This is a genomic window from Camelimonas abortus (genome assembly GCF_042432745.1).
GTDB classification, from domain to species: Bacteria; Pseudomonadota; Alphaproteobacteria; order Rhizobiales; family Beijerinckiaceae; genus Camelimonas; species Camelimonas abortus.
This window is the reverse complement of record NZ_JBHLWR010000006.1, coordinates 733,453-751,072: the sequence shown is the minus strand read 5'-3', so window position 1 is coordinate 751,072 and position 17,620 is coordinate 733,453. Positions and strand designations below refer to the sequence as shown.

Annotated in this window: 18 protein-coding genes; 9 read left to right on the top strand and 9 right to left on the bottom strand. The window is 71.0% G+C overall.

Annotated elements, in window-relative coordinates; genetic code table 11:
• Positions 1-336 precede the first annotated feature (336 nt).
• Complete coding sequence (locus ACFFJB_RS05715; protein ID WP_376830293.1) at positions 337-573, bottom strand: hypothetical protein; 237 nt, start codon at positions 571-573, stop codon at positions 337-339.
• A gap of 764 nt (positions 574-1,337) precedes the next feature.
• The gene (locus tag ACFFJB_RS05710; protein ID WP_376830291.1) at positions 1,338-2,450 is read right to left on the bottom strand and encodes an Mrp/NBP35 family ATP-binding protein; all 1,113 of its coding nucleotides are present in this window, start codon (positions 2,448-2,450) and stop codon (positions 1,338-1,340) included.
• Positions 2,451-2,768: 318 nt separating this feature from the next.
• Between ACFFJB_RS05710 and ACFFJB_RS05705 the strand changes: the two genes are divergently transcribed.
• Positions 2,769-3,638: an NAD(P)-dependent oxidoreductase gene (locus ACFFJB_RS05705; RefSeq protein WP_376830289.1), complete on the top strand. Its 870-nt coding sequence runs from the start codon at positions 2,769-2,771 to the stop codon at positions 3,636-3,638.
• 31 nt (positions 3,639-3,669) lie between these two features.
• On the opposite strand, the gene ACFFJB_RS05700 is transcribed toward ACFFJB_RS05705, so the two are convergent.
• The 5 genes from ACFFJB_RS05700 to ACFFJB_RS05680 form a co-directional block, all read right to left on the bottom strand.
• Positions 3,670-4,518 carry an MBL fold metallo-hydrolase gene (locus tag ACFFJB_RS05700; RefSeq protein ID WP_376830287.1) on the bottom strand — a complete coding sequence of 283 codons (849 nt, stop codon included), beginning with the start codon at positions 4,516-4,518 and terminating at the stop codon, positions 3,670-3,672.
• The gene (locus ACFFJB_RS05695) at positions 4,439-5,053 is read right to left on the bottom strand and encodes a glutathione S-transferase family protein (RefSeq protein ID WP_376830285.1); all 615 of its coding nucleotides are present in this window, start codon (positions 5,051-5,053) and stop codon (positions 4,439-4,441) included. Before ACFFJB_RS05695 ends, ACFFJB_RS05700 begins: the two co-directional genes overlap by 80 nt.
• Before the next feature lie 599 nt (positions 5,054-5,652).
• Entirely contained in the window at positions 5,653-6,192 is a 540-nt protein-coding gene (locus tag ACFFJB_RS05690) for a thermonuclease family protein (RefSeq protein ID WP_376830283.1), read from the bottom strand.
• A 65-nt stretch (positions 6,193-6,257) separates the two neighbouring features.
• Positions 6,258-7,289 carry a nicotinate-nucleotide--dimethylbenzimidazole phosphoribosyltransferase gene (cobT, locus tag ACFFJB_RS05685; RefSeq protein WP_376830281.1) on the bottom strand — a complete coding sequence of 344 codons (1,032 nt, stop codon included), beginning with the start codon at positions 7,287-7,289 and terminating at the stop codon, positions 6,258-6,260.
• A gap of 239 nt (positions 7,290-7,528) precedes the next feature.
• A complete protein-coding gene (locus tag ACFFJB_RS05680; RefSeq protein ID WP_376830280.1) occupies positions 7,529-7,723 on the bottom strand; it encodes a hypothetical protein in 195 nt (64 codons plus the stop codon).
• 39 nt (positions 7,724-7,762) lie between these two features.
• On the opposite strand from ACFFJB_RS05680, the gene ACFFJB_RS05675 reads away from it, so the two are divergent.
• Positions 7,763-9,643 (top strand): autotransporter outer membrane beta-barrel domain-containing protein, encoded by a 1,881-nt coding sequence (locus tag ACFFJB_RS05675; protein ID WP_376830278.1) that lies wholly within the window; start codon positions 7,763-7,765, stop codon positions 9,641-9,643.
• 27 nt (positions 9,644-9,670) lie between these two features.
• Here ACFFJB_RS05675 and dusA read toward each other — a convergent pair whose 3' ends face one another.
• The gene (gene dusA, locus ACFFJB_RS05670) at positions 9,671-10,675 is read right to left on the bottom strand and encodes a tRNA dihydrouridine(20/20a) synthase DusA (protein ID WP_376830276.1); all 1,005 of its coding nucleotides are present in this window, start codon (positions 10,673-10,675) and stop codon (positions 9,671-9,673) included.
• Between the two features lie 592 nt (positions 10,676-11,267).
• Here dusA and ACFFJB_RS05665 point away from each other — a divergent pair.
• Positions 11,268-12,086, top strand: a complete 819-nt coding sequence (locus ACFFJB_RS05665; RefSeq protein ID WP_376830274.1) for a DUF8757 domain-containing protein — start codon at positions 11,268-11,270, stop codon at positions 12,084-12,086.
• Here the strand turns inward: ACFFJB_RS05665 and ACFFJB_RS05660 are convergent.
• Positions 12,070-12,552: a DUF488 domain-containing protein gene (locus ACFFJB_RS05660; protein WP_376830272.1), complete on the bottom strand. Its 483-nt coding sequence runs from the start codon at positions 12,550-12,552 to the stop codon at positions 12,070-12,072. The two genes, ACFFJB_RS05665 and ACFFJB_RS05660, sit on opposite strands and share 17 nt — an antisense overlap.
• 455 nt (positions 12,553-13,007) lie before the next feature.
• Here ACFFJB_RS05660 and ACFFJB_RS05655 point away from each other — a divergent pair, with 455 nt between their 5' ends.
• The 6 genes from ACFFJB_RS05655 (at position 13,008) to ACFFJB_RS05630 (ending at position 17,466) form a co-directional block, all read left to right on the top strand.
• Complete coding sequence (locus ACFFJB_RS05655) at positions 13,008-14,099, top strand: Rv3169 family protein (RefSeq protein WP_376830270.1); 1,092 nt, start codon at positions 13,008-13,010, stop codon at positions 14,097-14,099.
• Complete coding sequence (locus tag ACFFJB_RS05650; RefSeq protein ID WP_376830268.1) at positions 14,096-15,175, top strand: phosphotransferase family protein; 1,080 nt, start codon at positions 14,096-14,098, stop codon at positions 15,173-15,175. Before ACFFJB_RS05655 ends, ACFFJB_RS05650 begins: the two co-directional genes overlap by 4 nt.
• 245 nt (positions 15,176-15,420) lie before the next feature.
• On the top strand, positions 15,421-15,717 hold the full coding sequence (locus ACFFJB_RS05645) for a tautomerase family protein (protein WP_376830266.1): 297 nt from the start codon (positions 15,421-15,423) through the stop codon (positions 15,715-15,717).
• Positions 15,644-15,850: a tautomerase family protein gene (locus ACFFJB_RS05640; RefSeq protein ID WP_376830265.1), complete on the top strand. Its 207-nt coding sequence runs from the start codon at positions 15,644-15,646 to the stop codon at positions 15,848-15,850. The genes ACFFJB_RS05645 and ACFFJB_RS05640 overlap by 74 nt, the downstream gene beginning before the upstream one ends.
• A 150-nt stretch (positions 15,851-16,000) precedes the next feature.
• The gene (locus ACFFJB_RS05635; RefSeq protein ID WP_376830263.1) at positions 16,001-16,726 is read left to right on the top strand and encodes a tyrosine-protein phosphatase; all 726 of its coding nucleotides are present in this window, start codon (positions 16,001-16,003) and stop codon (positions 16,724-16,726) included.
• A gap of 98 nt (positions 16,727-16,824) precedes the next feature.
• Entirely contained in the window at positions 16,825-17,466 is a 642-nt protein-coding gene (locus ACFFJB_RS05630) for a TetR/AcrR family transcriptional regulator (RefSeq protein ID WP_376830261.1), read from the top strand.
• Positions 17,467-17,620 lie beyond the last annotated feature (154 nt).

Here is a 17,620-nt window from a genome sequence, read left to right as displayed (position 1 = left end):
TCCTTGCGAGGGCGGAGTCCCGCGCCCGCGGACAGGCGGACGCCCGGGGCAGGCCCCGGGCATGACGGCGGTGACGCTGAGACGGCGGCGCACGGCGCGTTTTGGCGGCGGAATGGCGGCGCGGGCCGGAGCGCCCGCCGCGCCCCTGGCGGAGGCCGTCCCGGGCGTCCCGCCGCCTGACGTGACGACGCGCAATGCGCCGGGCGCGCGGGGCCGTCATGGCGGGCGGAGCAGCCACGGCGACGCGCGGCGGCGCAACCATGCCGGACGGGCGCCCCGCGAGGGCAGGCGAAGGACGGCGCAAACGCGCCCGCCGGCCGCCGCCCCCGGAAAGCCTTACCAGACGATGTCTAGTGGCGGCTGGCCGGCGCCCTCGCTGTAGCGGAAAACCACCGGGGTGACGCGCGGCCCGTGACGCGACGGCGCGCCGGAGACGCCCTCGCCGGACAACGCAGGCGCCGCCAGGCCCGGAGGCGGGTTGAGGCTGCGGCCGTCAACGGCCACGCCGACGCCGCCGGCCGCGGTGAGCGCCAGCGCAGCCAGAATGGAGCCGCGCACGCGGCCTGCTTTCATTCTCCAGGAACACATTCTCCAGGAGCACATTCTCAAAGAAAACGGGCCTGAGCGGGACGCCAGCGGAGCTGCTCCCGAAACGGCGGCCGGGCGACGGTCTGGCGAAACTGGCGGCATCTGCGTCTCCCCTGTGCTGCCCTGGCGCCGCGCGTCCTCGCCGCGCGGCCTGCCCGGTCTGTTCCTGCGGCGCGCCCGACCCCGTTAACGGGAATCGTCCGCGCCGTTCGCGTTTCGCCGGCAGGATCCGGCCGCATGGCCCGGCGCCGGCGAAACGCCGCCCGCGCCCACCCCGCGCGCGCCAGCATCAGGCGCGCTGCGGCCTGCGGCCCACCCGCACGTCCGGCCTGCACGACGGCGCGCCCATGACGGGCGCGCCGGGCGGGGCGGACCGGGGCCGGCGTGGCCCACGGACCAGAATCCCATGTTACCGGAAAATGATAAAAAAGCGCCGGGCGGACAGTAAAGTTACAAACTTGCGCACCATGCGCGACATCTGCGCACGGCGCCCGCCGGATGCAGACTGGTAAAATATTGCCGCAAACGGCCGTCCTGAAGAATAAAATTCAACGAACGTCGAATTTCACGTGATGTGCGCGCGTTTTTCGCGACATGCGGTCGCGCGACTTCAGCAGCCCCTGCGCGCGGCGCGGCGCCGGCGCCCGCCGCGGCGCGCCGGGAGTCCCGGAGATCCCCGAACGGCATGAAATGGTTTTGCACGGACCGCGCCGCGGCCGGCGGCGCGGCGGCGGACATGGCGCCCCGCCTTACTCAATGACGATGCGCGGCGGCCGCGGGGCGGCGGCGCCCGCAAGGCGGGCGGCGATGGTCTCCGCAATCTCCCGGTAGGCCCTGGCGTGCGGTCCGTCCGGCTGCGACACCACCACCGGACGGCCGGAGTCAGAGGTCTCGCGGATGGTCATGTCCAGCGGAATCTCGCCGAGAAACGGCGCGCCGATGCGCTCCGCCTCGTGGCGCGCGCCGCCATGGCCGAAAATGTCCGAGCGCGTCCCGCAGGCCGGGCAGATGAAGGTGGACATGTTCTCGATCACGCCCAGCACCGGCACGTTCACCCTGGCGAACATGGCGACGCCGCGGCGGGCGTCGATCAGCGCCAGGTCCTGGGGCGTGGAGACGATCACCGCCCCCGCCAGAGGCACGTTCTGGGCCATGGTGAGCTGGGCGTCGCCGGTGCCGGGGGGCATGTCCACCACCAGCACGTCCAGCTCGCCCCAGGCCACCTCGCGCAGCAGCTGCTGCAGCGCCGACATCACCATGGGACCGCGCCAGATGATCGCCGCCTCCGGGTCCACCAGAAAGCCGATGGACATCACCTTCACGCCCCAGCGGACCGGCGGGGCGAGCATGCGGTTCTCCAGCAGCTGCGGCTTCTCGCTGACGCCGAACAGGCGCGGCGCGGAGGGACCGTAAATGTCGGCGTCGAGCAGGCCGACGCGCAGGCCAAGCCCCGCCAGCGCCAGGGCGAGATTGCAGGCGGTCGTGGACTTGCCCACGCCGCCCTTGCCGCTGGCCACGGCGATGATGTGACGCACGCCCGGCACCGCCTCGCGCCGGCGCAGCGCCGCGGCGCGCGAGCCGGCCGCCGGCCGCGGCCCGGGCGGGCGCTCCCCCGGCCTCGCCTCGGCGGTCAGCGCCGCCACGGTGCCGGCCACGCCCGGCAGGGCGCGAATCGCCTCCTCGGCCTGCCGGCACAGCCCTTCCATGGCCGCCGCGCTGGCGGGGTCGGCCTGAATGGCGACGTAAACCCGGTCGCCGCTGATGGACACGCCGGACAGCAGGCCGGTTTCCGGCAGCGGCGTCACGCCGTCCGGTCCGGGCACGCGCGCCAGCGCCGCGAGAACCTGTTCCCTGGTGATCATGCCGCAAGGTATGGGGCGGGCCGCCGCCCCGGTCAATGCGCGCCGCCCGCGCCGGCCGCGGGATAACCTCCGCCATGACCGCGGCCCGCCCGCAGCCGGCGGGGCGCGCATCCGTCCTGCCACTGCCGGCCGCGCCCGCGCGCCTCTCCTGCGCCTGCCCCCTGCGCAGGCCCCCTGAGCAGGCCCCTTGCGCGCCAGCCCCGCCGCCCCCCTGGCGACAGCGCCCCGCGGCGCGGTCTATAAACGGCCCGGACGCGAGGCGGCCGGCCCATGGACAGGGCCGCGCCCGCGGCGCCAGCGAGACCACGGAGAGCGGCAATGGCGAAAACGGCGTTTATCGGACTGGGCGTGATGGGCTTTCCCATGGCGGGACATCTTGCGGCGCACGGGCATGCGGTGACGGTGTACAACCGCACGACGGCACGGGCTGCGGCATGGCTGGAGAAGCATGCCGGCGCCAGCGCCGGCACGCCGCGCGAGGCCGCCGCCGGCGCCGAGCTCGTTTTCGCATGCGTGGGCGATGACGACGACCTGCGCGAGGTGACCATCGGTCCGGACGGCGCCTTCCACGCCATGGCGCCGGGCGCCGTGTTCGTCGACCACACCACCGCCTCCGCCGACGTGGCCCGCGAGCTGGCCGCCGAAGCGGCGCGGCGCGGCCTCGGCTTCATTGACGCGCCGGTGTCCGGCGGCCAGGCGGGGGCCGAGAACGGCGCCCTCACGGTGATGTGCGGCGGCGATCCGGAACATTACGCGAAGGCCCGGCCGGTGATCGCCGCCTACGCCCGCGCCTGCCGGCTGATGGGTCCCGCCGGCGCCGGACAGCTCACCAAGATGGTCAACCAGATCTGCATCGCCGGCCTGGTGCAGGCGCTGGCGGAAGGAATCAGCTTCGCCCAGCACGCCGGCCTCGACGTGGAGGCGGTGATCGACGTGATCTCCAGGGGCGCCGCCCAGTCGTGGCAGATGGAGAACCGTCACAGGACCATGGCCGCCGGGCAGTTCGACTTCGGCTTCGCCGTCAACTGGATGCGCAAGGACCTGGCCATCTGTCTCGCCGAGGCCCGGCGCAACGGCGCCAGCCTGCCGGTGACCGCCCTCGTCGACCAGTTTTACGGCGAGGTGCAGGCCATGGGCGGCGGCCGCTGGGACACCTCCAGCCTCATCGCCCGCCTGCCGAAGCCCTGAGTCCCGCGGGCGCGCTGGCGGCGCGCCCGCCTCACAGCTCGATGACCAGGCCGTCGCGGGCCAGCTCATAGCCGCGCCGGCGCGCATGGGCGGCGGCGGCGCGGGTGAGCATGGTGGGGCCGAGATGGGTGAGCAGGATGCGCGCCGCCCGCAGCCGCCAGCGCTTCGCCTCGATGGTCTCCAGGTCGAGGTGCGCCGGCGCAACGCCGTACCGGCCCCTGCCGCGCCCCATGCATTCGAGGATGAGCAGGTCCGCGCCGTCGGCGACGCGTTCCAGCGCGTCAGTCCATTCGGTGTCGCCGGAGAACGCCAGCAGCCGGCCGCCGGCGCGGACGCGCAGCCCGGTGGCGGGAGCGCCCGACGGATGGATCACCTCAATGCTCTCGATGGAGAAGTCGGCGCAGTCGAGCGGCCCGGAGTCCGGCTGCAGCTCGGTGATCTCCAGCGGAAAGCGCCACTCCCGGCGCCAGGCGCCGGCGAACATCAGGTCGGTGAGCGCCGCCAGGCGCCGCTCCAGCCCCGGCGGCCCCACCAGCCGCAGCGGCCGCCGGCGCTGGCAGACATACTGGCTCTCCAGCAGCAGGAACGGAAGGCCGCCGAAATGGTCGCCGTGCAGGTGGCTGACGGCGACGACGTCGATGTCGAGCGCGTCCAGCCCCAGTTTTTTCAGCGCCACCGGAGTCGTGGCGCCGAAATCCAGCGCCAGCGCCCGCCCCCCGCCTGCGCCAGAAAGCAGGTGTTGAAGCGTCCGCCGGAGCCGAAAGCGTCGCCGCAGCCGACGACCGTCAGCTTCATGGGGCTCAGACCGCGCTGGCGCTCGGACGGGCCGAAACGGCGGCGCGCCAGCGGTTGAGACTGGCCAGCTCCTCCGGCACGCCAATCTTCGCCACCTTGCCGAAGTCAATGACGCAGATGGCGGTGATGTCGGCCACGGAGAAGCGGTCGCCGGCGATGAACTCGCGGCTGGCCAGCTCGCGGTCCAGCAGGCGCATGAACTCCACCGCCTTGACCTTGTTGGCCTCGCCCCACTCCGGAATCTGCGGCTGCTCCATGGCGGCCATTGCCGGATTGATGTGGCGGAAGGCGGCGAAAACCGGCAGCGCCAGATAGAACTCCACGTGGCGGTTCCACATCTCCACCTGGGCGCGCGATTTCGTGTCGACGCCGAACAGCGGCGGGTCCGGGTACAGCTCCTCCAGATAGCGGCAGATGGCCACCGACTCGGCGATGACCGTGCCGTCGTCCAGCTCCAGCGCCGGCACGCGCTGCACCGGGGTGATCCTGGCGAATGAATCGCTCTTGTGCTCCAGCGCGGCGAGATTGACGGTCACGCGCGGGATGTCGATGCCCTTCTCGGCCATGAAGATATGGACGCGACGCGGGTTGGGCGTGCGGGGCGTTTCGTAAAGCTTCATCGGCAATGTCTCCTCACCTCCCGCGAGGGGACCACCAGGGCGCGGCGACGTCAATAACGCAGGCGCGGCCGCGCCGCCCGCAACGGCCGTCATCCCCGGCCTGCGCGCCGCAGGCCGCCCGCGCGGGAGACGGACAGAAAAAAGGGCGTCTTCCGTGACAGGGCGGACCCTGCGCCGGAAGACGCCCGGAGGTCGGGGACTGAGGGGGCCTCATGACCGGCTCCGGACAAGGCGCCGTGGCGCGAAACCATGGCGCGACCCCGGGCACGGTCACAGGCACAACGCGCCGGCCCGCCGCAGGTTCCCTCCGCCAGCGCCGCGACAGACGGGGGCGGCCGGCATGGACGCCGGCGCCGGACAGCCAGGAGGAACAGGCAGAAAAAAGACGTCGCGTGGGGAACGCGACGCCTTTCTGGGGGTCTCAATTCCAGGATGGTTGCTGGCGTTGATGACGTTCTTCTAGCGGCCCGCGCCGCGGACGTCGGTGCGCCAGCGCACATGCATGCGCCGGGCGCAAAAGTTCCGCATTCTTCGCCGGCCTCATGCGTGCGCCGCATGGCGCCGGCGCGACGGACGGCGCAGCGGCGCGCCGCCTGCGGCTACGGCCGGCGCGGATGCAGGCGGCGCCATTCGCGCGGCGTCATGAAATCGCCGGCCCAGACGCCGCGCCGCGCCGCCCGCGCCTCCGCCTCCTCGCGCTGGTAGCCGCCGTAGCCGATGGCGAGACCCTCGCGCACCAGGGCGGCGTTCAGCTCCTCGCCGCCGGCGAAGCAGACGGCCAGGGCGCGGCCATAGACGTCGACGCCGCGCAGCCGGCAGGTGGTCTCGCCGCGCCCCAGACGCACGGCCAGCGCGCTGCGGGCGGCCTCGCCGCAGCTCCAGCTCCGGCCGGCGCGTTCGCAAGTCTGGCGCAGTTCCGGGGCGTCGATGCCGGCGAGGCGGATGTCGCGGCCGTCGATACGGATCGAATCGCCGTCGACGGCGCGGGCGCGCCCGCGCAGCTCGTCGCCGCGCTCGTCGCCGGGCAGCATGGCGAGGCCGGCGGCGCAGGCGACCAGCAGGCACGCGGCCAGCAGCAGGTCGGCGGCGCCAAGCCGCTGCAGCCTCCATCCCCTGCGGCGTCGCGGCGCGCGTCCCATACCGCCTCCGGCAGCCTCCCGTGCATGGACCCGCCCCGGCCGCTCCGGCGGCGGACCCTGCGGCGTCAGCCCTCCGACCGGCCGGAAACCCCGGCTTCGTCGAAGGTCGCCATGTTGTTGTGGCACGCCGCGGCGGCCCTGATAATGCCCGCCGCCAGCGCGGCGCCGGTGCCTTCGCCAAGGCGCATGCCCAGATCGAGCACCGGCTTCTTGCCGATGCGCGCCAGCGCCTCGGCGTGCGCGCCCTCGGCCGAGCAGTGGCCGGCGACGCAGTGATCCACCAGCGTGGGCTCGAGCGCGTGCAGCACCGCGGCGGCGGCGGTGATGACATAGCCGTCGATCACCACCGGAATGCGCTGGGCGCGGGCGGCGAGAATGGCGCCGGCGGAGGCGGCGATCTCGCGGCCGCCAAGGCGGCGCAGCACCTCCAGCGGATCCTTCAGATGGGGCCCGTGATGGGCGAGCGCCGCCTCCACCGCGGCGATCTTGCGGGCGAGTCCGGCGTCGTCGAGACCGGTGCCCCGGCCCACCCACTTCGCCGCGCCGCCGCCGTAGAGCGCGGCGAAAATGGCCGCGGCCACGGTGGTGTTGGCGATGCCCAGCTCGCCGAGGCACAGCAGGTCGGTTCCGCCGGCGATCGCCTCCATGCCGAAGGCCATGGTGGCGACGCAGGAGCGCTCGTCCAGCGCGTCCTCGCAGGTGATGTCGCCGGTGGGCACGTCGAGGGCGAGGTCGAACACCTTGAAGCCAAGGTCAAAGGCGGCGCAGATCTGGTTGATGGCGGCGCCGCCGGCGGCGAAATTCTCCAGCATCTGCCGCGTGACGCTCTGCGGATAGGCGGAGACGCCGCGACGCGCCACCCCGTGGTTGCCGGCGAACACGCACACCACCGGCCGGTTGACCATGGGCCGCGAGCGGCCCTGCCACGCGGCCAGCCACTCCACCAGGCTCTCCAGCCGGCCCAGCGAACCGGCCGGCTTGGTGAGGCGCGCGTCGCGCTCGCGCACGGCGGCGACGGCGTCCATGTCCGGCCCCGGCAGCTCGCGGATCATCTGGCGGATATCGTCGAAGGGAAGTCCGGAGAAACTGGCGGCCATGGCGTTCCTGTCGAAATGGCGACGCCGGCCGCCGGCGCGGGTTCGCGCCGGCCGGCGCCGCGCCCTGCAGCGTCCAAATCAGGGGGGCGGGAGAAGCGCCCAGGCGCGCGCGGCGCCGGAGCTGGCGCAGCTATACCCCCCGGGCGGCGCAAGGTGAAGGCGCAAGATGCCGGCGACCGGGCGCCCCGCCCCCCGGCCGGCGCCTGGCGTCGCCGGAGGCCGGCTGCGCCCGCCGGTCATCACGACCGCGCGGCGGACAGTTTTCCAGAAGAATCCGGCCATGCAGCATATACTTCCCCAGAGGCGGACGGAACGTCCGGAATATCCGCGCCCATCCGCGCCAATCCGTCGCACAAAACGTCAAATTTACGCCAGAACGGAAAAGCGGCGCGTTTTTTGCCCCTGATCTGGGATATCAGGACATTCATTTGCATCGCTCGTTCCTCCTTCCGCAAAGAAGGAGTGATTCACGCATGCCAAAGCGATTTTGTTACGGGTTTCTCTTGCTGTCCGCCGTCGCCAGCGCCCAGGCGGAGCCGGCGGCGCGCGTGTACGCCTTCGGCGAGCGCCCCATGGACGCGGACCAGGCCAGCAGCCGGGCCCGGGACGCATGGTCCATCCTGGACAGGTTCTTCGCCTCCATGGACGCAGGACGCGCGCAGCCGTCCGTTCCGCCGGAGCCGCCCCCGCCCTCCTTCGTGGCGCCGCTCGGCGCGGCCCCCGGCCTGACCCTAGCGGGCGACGGCGACCTCGCCACGGGGTTCGACGCCACGGGAGAGCCGCCGGACCTCACGGCGCAGCTGCACGGCTTCGCGGCGCGCGGCGGCCGCTTCGGCGCGCGCGACCTGCCGGTGGTCTGGGCGGGAGCGGGACATTATGTCTTCGCCGCGTCGCTTTACCTGCCGCAACTGCTCACCGGCGGCTGGAAGGCGGCCGGAGACGTCGCCCGGCCGGTCGCGGCCGGCGTCGTCCGGAACGTGGCGGCGATGGGGGCGCTCGGCGCCCTGCGCGCCGCCCTGGCGCAGCTCAGCCGCGACTCCGGCATGAACATCCATTACGTCGACGCGGACGCGGCGCAGCGGACGCTGCCGCCGCCCCCCGCCGCCAGCGCCGGGCCTCAGACGGCGCCGTTCCGCGCAGCCGCAGCCGATGATGATGATGGCGACAGCACGGCGTCCGGCGCCCTCTCGGCGCCGTTCTATTTCACGCCGCCGACGCGGAGCGGCTCCTCCTGGTCCCTCTCCGGCGACAGCGACGGCGGCGACAGCGACGGTCCCGACGACGACCTGCCGCCGCCCCCGCCGCCGGCGACTGGTCCGGTCCGGCCGCTCGCGGTGAGCGCGGCGCTGCGCCAGCGGCTGGCGGAGATCATCGCCGGGCAGGTGACGGCGGGCGCAGGCGTCGCCCGTCCGGGCCATCTGGCGGCGCAGGCGGCCGACGGCTTCAGCCGCGAAGTGACGTGGCGCGCCGCCCGACGCCTTGCGCCGGCGGCGCCGTCGCAGCTGGCCGGGCCGACGCCCTTCGTCTTCGCCAGCGGCGGCGGCGCGCGCGAGCGCGCGCCCGCGGCGGGCGACCAGGAGGCCTTCAGCGCGTCGCGTCACGCCTTCGCCGGCGGCGCGGGCCTCGATTTCGACCAGCGCTGGCGCGCGGGGCTCATCGCCGGCGGCGACATCATCGCCGCCAGCGGCCGGCTGGCGCGCACGCAGGGCCACGCGCTGCACGCGGGCGTCGCCGGCGCCTTCAGCGACGGCGGCTGGTTCGGCGCGGCGACGGCGGCGGTTCACGTCGCGCGCTTCAACGCCCGGCGGCGCCTGCCCCTCTCCGGCGACGGCGTCACGGCCGCGCCGAAGGGCGCCGGCCATTCCATCGCCGTGGAAGGCGGCTACCGGCTGCAGGCGCGCGGCGGGATCACGGTGGCGCCGGTGGCGGGCGTGCGCCACGCCAGCATGCGGATGGACGCCTGGCGCGAGCAGGGCCCGCCGCTGGTGATCCAGACCGTCGCCAGCCACGGGAGCGCGCGGACCGTGGCGAACGCCGGCGTGCAGGTCTCGGGGCTCTGGCGCGCGGGGACGGCCGCCGGCCCGCTGGAGGCGGCGCCGTTCGCGGACCTGCGGGTGGCGGTGGCCTCCGGCGGCGGCGGGCGGCGCGTCATCCGCTCGTCCTTCGAGGGAACGCCGGAGCTGGTCATCCGCAACGGCGCGCCGGCCGGGCGCGAGATCTGCGGCGAGATGCGGGTGGGCCTCGGCGTGACGCTCGGCGACTTCATCCGCAACGATCTGGCGCTGTCCGCGACGCTGACGCGCGGCGGGCGCCAGGAGCACGGCGTCGCCAGCCGGCTGACGCTGGCCTTCTGAGGGCGCGTGACGCTCCGGGCGGCGGCTTCACGCCGCCCGGACGGCCGGACGCACCATGGCCATGGCGTCGCGCAGCACCTGCACGCCGGCGCCGGGGCGCGTGGCGTATGTGGCCAGGTGCCGCCGGAAGGCCCGCGCGCCCGGCTGGCCCGGAAACAGCCCCAGCACGTGGCGGGTGACCTGCGACAGGCGCAGGCCCTCCGCCATGCGCCGCTCGACATAGGGCGCGAGCCGCTCCAGCGCCTCGCGGCCGTCGGCGCAGGGCGCCGGCTCGCCGAACAGCTCCGGATCGACCTGCAACAGGAGGCCGGGGTTCTGGTAGGCGGCGCGGCCGAGCATGACGCCGTCCACATGCCGCAGATGCTCCTTCGCGGCGTCAATGGAGGCCACGCCGCCGTTGAGGATGACCGGCAGGCGGGGATGCGCCTGTTTCAGCCGGTAGACGCGGCCGTAATCCAGCGGCGGGATCTCGCGGTTCTCGCGCGGCGACAGGCCCTTCAGCCACGCCTTGCGGGCGTGGACGATGAGGGCGTCGACGCCGGCCGCGACCACGGCGGCGGCGACCGCGTCAAGGGCGGCCTCCGGGTCCTGGTCATCGACGCCGATGCGGCATTTCACGGTGACGGGCGCGCGCACGGCGTTCTTCATGGCGGCGACGCACTCGCCCACCAGCTGCGGGCGCAGCATGAGGCAGGCGCCGAAGGCGCCGTCCTGGACGCGGTCGGAAGGGCAGCCGACGTTGAGGTTGATCTCGTCGTAGCCGAAGTCCTCGCAGATGCGGGCGCATTCGGCGAGCGCGCGCGGATCATTGCCGCCGAGCTGCACGGCCAGCGGATGCTCCTCCGGGCTGAAGCCGAGCAGGCGCTGGCGGTCGCCGTGAATGACGGCGCCGGTGGTGATCATCTCGGTGTAGAGCCGGGCGCGGCGGCTGAGCAGGCGGTGGAAATACCTGCACTCGCGATCGGTCCAGTCCATCATGGGAGCCACACAGAACCGCCACGGCGAGGGCCCGCCAGCAATCCCCCGGGTCATAACGGCTTCTGCGGTCTGCGGCTCGGCGGTCATGGGCTGTGACGTCGCTTCTGTCAGGGTGTTCGGAGGCGTTTTCACCGGTTCAGTATCACATTGGGACGCCGCGCGGCGCGCAAGGACCGGCGATGAGCCGCCCCCGCCCGCGGGCGTCGCAGGGCGCGGGCGGCTGGCCCGCGCCATCAGGCCAGACGCAGGATGGGCCATATACCGCAAAAACCGGGCCCCCGACAGGGCGCAAGCGCCGGCCATCCGCGTCGCGCGTGGCCTCCTCCGGGCGCGCGACCCCGGCGCGGGGGGCGCGGGGCGCGGGGCACATCTGCCGGCGCGGCCTTTAAGCAACATTCCATTCGAGGACGCCTGACTGGCCAGTCGCGACCCGCGTCGCACATGTATCGCCCAATGGTGCAACAGCGGCATCGTCGCTCCAGCCGGATAAGCCTGATGCGCCGGTGCGCACATCCGTCAGGCCGGAGACGGAGGCACAGCTGGTAACGATATAGCATTAAGCAACAAACAACACAACGAATATGACTCGACAACCATCCAACGTATAATAATAATATGTTTACAACTTAGCCTGCGGGAGGACGCTATGGCGATAGTTCATAAATCTGTACTCGTTCTATGCAAGACATACCCATCGCCAAGCGGAAAGTACGCAGAGTTATCCTGTGTTGCGGGCATGGAGCCCGACGGATCGCTCATCCGAATCTTTCCAGTACCGTTCAGGCATATTAGCCAAGATCGACAGTTTAAAAAATGGCAGTGGATTGATGCAAAATTCGAAAAAGCCAGACGAGATCACCGACCGGAGAGCCATACAATAAAAATTGACACGCTTCGAACTGGAAAATGTGTCAGCACCAAGAATGCTTGGGAGGCGCGCCGCGAACTAATCAAAAAGATTCCACTTAACACCGATTTTGCCGCGATTGAGCAACAGCATGAAAAATGCGGAGCATCTTTAGCACTCCTAAAACCGAAACACGTGCGCACCCTCGAAATCCGGCCGACAACCCCTGACTGGTCCGCTAAAGATCTTACAAAACTAACTATATTACACCGTCAAGGCAATCTTTTTGAGCAGAACAGAAAACAAAATGTAAAAATCTTAAGGAAGCTGCCATTCGATTTTTATTATCACTACAAATGCGAGACGCCCAACGGTTCTGCCGCGTATCGACATAAAATCGTTGATTGGGAGATAGGCGCGCTATATTGGAAATGCAGACAAAGGCATGGAAACGACTGGGAACTCCCCTTTCGGAGCAAAATGGAACAAGAACTTCCGCAATCAGACCTTATGTTCCTTATGGGAAATATGCATCGTTATCGCGATCAATGGCTAATAATTAGCATAATATACCCCCCAAAGGTGCAGCAGCTAAACTTGTTCACTTCGCTATCCTGACTTGATGACGCAGGTAACGAGTTGGGTCATCAGCATACAGATGAAAGTACTCACAACCATACGCCTCCATCTGTTCCGCAACGATCAATCTATGACACATCTTCGGGTCACGTTCAAAACAGAGCAAACAAATCGTTTTCTGAGCCGCAAACCGGACAAGTTCCATTACCGCTTCCATTTGCTGTGGCTGAGAAACATAATTGGTATAAATGGAACGAAAAATATTGTAATCTCCAGCCTTCGCCGCTTCACGCCCCGGCTTCGGATCGCCTAACCTCTGCATAGGCAGATACTCGATACCCACACGCCCCAGATGTTCTTGCAACGCCTTTTTTGAGAACCCCTTTTTTCGAGAAAGGGGAACTGCGCGCACATCAACAACTACATCTATGCCAACAATTTGCAGCGTCTCAATGAACCGGTCAATGTCGGTTCCCTCATAGCCAATGGTGAAGATCGTACTCATTCGCATCCTGTTGCAGGCGGCCATTGACATGTTGGCTTGAGGCGACGCCGCTCCATTCGCCCCGCCGGATATCCAGATGCGCCTCCGCATTGCAACGGCAGCGATCTTCGGGTGCCGCCACATTGTTCCAGTTTGCCGGGACTGGCCAGCAGTTTGTCGCCGGGACGGGACGCAGGCGGCCGCTCTCCCCTGAGCCTGGTTCGCGGCGCGTTGCGTCCCCCGCGACGGAAAAGGGCGCGCCTCACGCGCCGCCTGAACGGTCGCGGGCGCCCGGCGCGGCTCCCCTCGCCGCCGCGCGCCGCGCGCATGTGGAGAGCGTGCATATCGCTACCACGCCATGACGGCAGACGGACCGCGCGCCGCGCGCATGTGGAGAGCGTGGGCGGAGCGGTTGACGGCGTGACGTCCGGCGCTAGCCTGTCGCCACAACAAATCACACATTTCAGGTGAGGAACATGCTGACAAGGGGCGACGATTTTCCGTTGCATCAGACAAGCGAACCAATCGCGTTCGCCGGCACGGACAGGAATTTTTACGACCGCTATTTTTTCAATGGATACAATCCTGACGGCGACGTCTTTTTCGCCGCCGCCATGGGTTTTTACCCCCAGCTCGCCATCGTCGACGCCGCCTTCAGCGTGATCGTCGACGGCGTCCAGCATAACCTGCGCGCCAGCCGCCGCTCCGGCGGCGAAAGGCTCGACCTCTCCGTCGGTCCCATCGCCCTCTCCGTCGACGAGCCCCTCGAGCGGCTCACCCTGCGCATCGCCCCCAACGACGGCCCGGTCACCGGCGAAATCACCTTCCACGCCCGCCACTTCCCCATCGAGGAGCCGCGCTTCATCCGCCGCAACGGCACCCGGCTGTTCATGGACTACACCCGCATGACCCAGAACGGCCGCTGGAGCGGATGGCTGGACGTCGGCGGCCGGCGCATCGACATTGACTCCGCCTGGGCCGGAACCCGCGACCGCAGCTGGGGCATCCGCCCCGTCGGCGCCAGCGACCCCCAGCCCCCGCCGGACGGAAATTTCTCCCAGTTCTTCTGGCTGTGGACCCCGTGCAACTTCGGCGACCGCTCCGTCTTCTTCCACACCAATGACGACGCCGAAGGCGCGCCGTGGAACCGCCGCGCCGTCATCGCCGCCGACAGCGGCGGCGAACAGCACTTCGAGCGTCCCGCCTTCGCCATCGAGTGGACCAGGGGCACGCGCCGCATCGCCCGCATGCAGGTGGAGCTGGGCGGCGGCCGCATCCTGCGCTTCACGCCCACCGCGACCGTCTTCGCCATGAGCGGCGTCGGCTATGCCCATCCGGAGTGGGCCCACGGGCGCGATCACGGCCCGGAGCTGCGCGTCGCCTGCGACAGCCTCGCCGCGGACGAACGCGGCTGGAGCAATCCGCTCGCCATGCACATCCAGGCGGTGGCGAAAGCCGAGCTGGAGGACGGCGGCGTGGTCCGCCAGGGCCTCGGCGTCATCGAGCAGCTGTTCGTCGGCCCGCACGCCCCGTGCGGCCTCACCGGACTGATGGAGCCCGCAGCATGAGCGACGTCATGACCGCAGCCGCGGGCCAGGCGCCCGCCTTCCCCACCCGCCCGGAAATGATGACCACGGACTGGCTGGCGGAGCGGCTCGGCCAGCAGCCCGGCAGCCTGCGCGGCTTCACCGCCACGAAGGTGGGCACCGGGCAGATGTGCGACAGCTTCCGCCTCGCCCTCGAGTGGGAGCCGGGCGTCTCCGCCCCCGCCACGGTCATCGCCAAATGCCCGAGCAGCGACGAGGCCAGCCGCAACATCGCCGCCCTCACCGGCACCTACATCAAGGAGGTCAGCTGGTACCAGCAGCTGGCGCCGGGCAGCGGCGTGGCCGCGCCGCACTGCCACCACGCCGAGATCGCCCCGGACGAGGTGAACTTCATCCTGCTGCTCTCGGACCTCGCCCCGGCCCGCCAGGGCGACCAGCTCGCCGGCCGCCCGCTGGAGGAGCTGCTGCCCTGCATCGACGCGGCCGCAAGGCTGCACGCGCTGCTGTGGAACTCGCCGCGGCTGGACGCGTTCGCCTGGCTCAACCGTGACGTCACCGGCACGGTGCGGGCGCTGTTCCCGCAGTTCTACCAGGGATTCCGCGAGCGCTACGCCGGCCGCCTCGACCGCGACGCGCTCGATCTCGGCGCGCGCGTGCTCGACCGGCTGGAGGCCTATCTCACCCGCGCCTATGCGGCGGAAACCATCGTTCACGGCGACCTGCGCGTCGACAACATCCTGTTCGACCCTGACGGCGGGCGCTGCTGGCTGGTGGACTGGCAGACCCTGGCCCGCGGCGGCGGCGCCACCGACATCGCCTATCTCATCGGCACCAGCATCGTCGATCCGGCCGAGCGGGCCCGCGCCGACCGGGTCGCCTTCGACCGCTGGATCGGGGCCCTGAAGCAGGCCGGCGTCGAACCCGACGTGGAGGGCCTGTGGCGCGACTACCGCATCGGCGCGCTCAGCGGCTACTTCATGGCCGTGTTCGCCTCCATGAGCGTGGAGCGCACCGAGCGCGGCGACGAGATGTTCGCGGTGATGGCCGAGCGCCCGGCCCGCCAGGCGCTGGACCTGGGCAGCATCGACCTGCTGTAAGGCGCGGGACGGCGCCGGCCGCCCGCACGCGCCCGTCGCGGACTGCGGCGGGCGCGTTCGCGCATGCGCGCGCCGGCGCCGCGCCCCTCCTTCCGCCCGCTTTCTTCCTCACGTTTCCGTTCCGCGCGCTCCGTCACCGGCTGCGCCCGCCGCGCGGCCGTCCGCCGTTTTGACCGGTAAAATGACATATGTAATATAAAAACCGCCATGGCGACCGCAAACGCAAGCGAAAGGGAGACGGACCCATGCCCTTGTGGACCATCTACTGCCCGCGCGACGCCTTCACGGCCGAAGAGCGCGCCGACATCGCCCGGCGCATCACCGACGTTTATGCGCCGTTCATGCCGCGGTTTTACGTGGGGGTGGCGTTTCAGCTGGCCGGGCCGGACGAGCTGTTCGTGGGCGGCGCGCCGGCGCGCCGCTTCGTGCGCATCGCCGTGGACCACGTCGCCCGCTCCCTTCCCGGACGTGGCGACGGCGCGGCACTTCATCGACCGGGTGAGCGCCGTGCTGGCCCCCTGCCTGCGCGGGCGCGGCCATGACTGGGAGCTTCATGTGGACGAAACGCCGTTTGAATACTGGGCGATCAACGGCATTTTCCCGCCACGCGAGGGCACGCCGGACGACGCCCGCTGGCGGGCGGAGAACCGCCCCTCGCCGCGCACCCACGACTAGCGCTCCGCCGCCGGCGGAAGCCCGTTCCGCCCCGCCGCGCCGCGCGGCGGAACGGGCGCGGCCGCGCCTTTCGCCCAGGCGTGATCTTGACCTTTGCGCCGCCGGCGTTGTCCTTTCCGGACGTCACAGGGAGACAGGCCAGACCACGCCATGCCAGAGCGCGACATCATCATTTCCGGAAGCTTCAACACCCGCGACCTGGGAGGCTATCCCACCTGCTACGGCCGGCCGGTGGCGTGGCGCAGGGCCATCCGCTCGGGCAACGTCGCCGCCCTCGACCGGAACGGCGTCGCCCGGCTGAAGCAGCTGAACGTCACCCGCGTGATCGATCTGAGGAGCGAGCGCGAACGGCAGGCCGAGCCGCACGCCATCCGCCCGGAGGACGGCGTCGAGCTCATCGCCATCCCGCTGTTCGACGGCCTCGACCCCAGCCGCATCCCGCGCGGCGACATGCTGCTGGGCCTGTACGTGCAGGCGCTGGAAACCCAGGGACGGCTGTTCGTGGAGACGCTGCGGCTGATCGGCTCCAGCGCCGGCGCGGCGCTGTTTCACTGCACCGTCGGCAAGGACCGCACCGGCCTGGTGGCCGCCCTGCTGCTCGCCCTGGCGGGCGTGGACGAGGGCGACATCGTCGCGGACTACGCCATGACCGCCGAACGCATCGCGCGGCTGCCCGGCGGCCCGGACGCCATCCTCGCCCGCCTTGGCCTCGACGGCCGGCGCTATGCGCAGCTGCTGGCGTGCGATCCCTCGGTGATGCGCCGCACGCTGGACTGGCTCACGGACAATTTCCGCGGCGCCGGCGACTATCTGCGGGCCCACGGCCTGACGGACAGCGAGCTGGAGCAGGTGCGGGCGCATCTCGGCGTCGCCTGAGGCGCGCCGCGCGCGGCGGCCTCGCCTCACGCGCCGGCGCGTGTCATATTGCCGGCGCAGGCGGTCCGGCCCCGGGCGGCCGCGACGGGTCAGCGGCGATGGCGCGATACGGCAAGGGCCACAAGCAGGAAGCGCGCGAGCGCATCATTCGCCAGGCGGCGGAGCGGTTCCGCCGCGACGGCATCGCCGCCGTCGGCGTGCGGGCGCTGATGGCGGACGCCGGCCTCACCCACGGCGGCTTCTACGCCCATTTCGCCTCCCGCTCCGAGCTGGTGGCCGACGCCGTGGCGCACGCCGCTGCCAGCACCCTCGACCGCCTGCGACAGGCCGTGAGCGAGGCGCCGCCGGGCGCGGCGCTGGAGGCGCTGGCGGCCAGCTATCTCAGTCCGCGCCACCGCGCCGCCATGGCCCATGGCTGCGCCGCGGCGGCGCTGGCGCCGGAGATCGCGCGCGAAAGCGACGCGGCCCGGCGGCGTTTTCTGGAGACCAACGACGCCATCGTGGCGCTGGTGGAGCGCTGCCTGCCGCCTGGCGGAACGGCGCAGGCGCGCCAGGCGCGGGCCGCCGCCGTGTTCTGCCTGATGATGGGCGCGCTGCAGATGGCGCGCATCGCCGCCGCGCCGGACGACGTGGCGCGGTTTCTCGACGCCGCCCGCCACGGCGCCGTCGCCCTCGGCCGCCAGCCCTGGCCGGAAGCGGCCGCGGAGGCGCCGCCGCAGCCGCCACGGGCCGGCGGCTGAACCCGGCCGCCCCGCCCGGCGTGAGCCTGCAGCGCGGAGCGCGGGCGATGCGCGCTGGCGGGACGCAGGCCGGGTGTCTATAATCGCTCCATGCTCCGGAATCCGGCGCGGCGCCTCGCCATTCGTCCGCGCTTCCGGCATGGCTGGCCAGCCC